A 288-nucleotide genomic window follows, 5' to 3' on the forward strand; every position below is an offset into this window, starting at 1 on the left:
GTTGGCGTCTGAAAGCCAGCCTGCGCCCATTGTGCAGCCTGCTGCTCCTGACTCAGCAGCGTACTGCTGGGTTGCGGCATGGCTGACAGTTCGCGCAAACCGTAATAATACAAACCCCAGGGCAGCGCCAGACCAACGCTGGCACAGAACAGGGTGATGGCGAGCAGGGTGTTACGCAGGAAGTGAGATTTCATCGTATTCATTTCAATGACAGATGCGGCTGCTGTATGGGTTGTTGTGCGGGTTGCCGCGCTAAATACTGCGCCCAGGCGGCAGTAGCACTTTCCC

Annotated in this window: 1 protein-coding gene; it reads right to left on the minus strand. The window is 57.3% G+C overall.

Annotated elements, in window-relative coordinates:
- On the minus strand, positions 1–194 hold a 194-nt coding region (locus tag KDM89_RS21855), incomplete at its 3' end, for a hypothetical protein (protein WP_212689857.1).
- Between the last annotated feature and the right edge of the window lie 94 nt (positions 195–288).

It is taken from the genome of Cognatundibacterium luofuense (assembly GCF_018139685.1).
Taxonomy (GTDB): Bacteria; Pseudomonadota; Gammaproteobacteria; order Burkholderiales; family Burkholderiaceae_D; genus Undibacterium; species Undibacterium luofuense.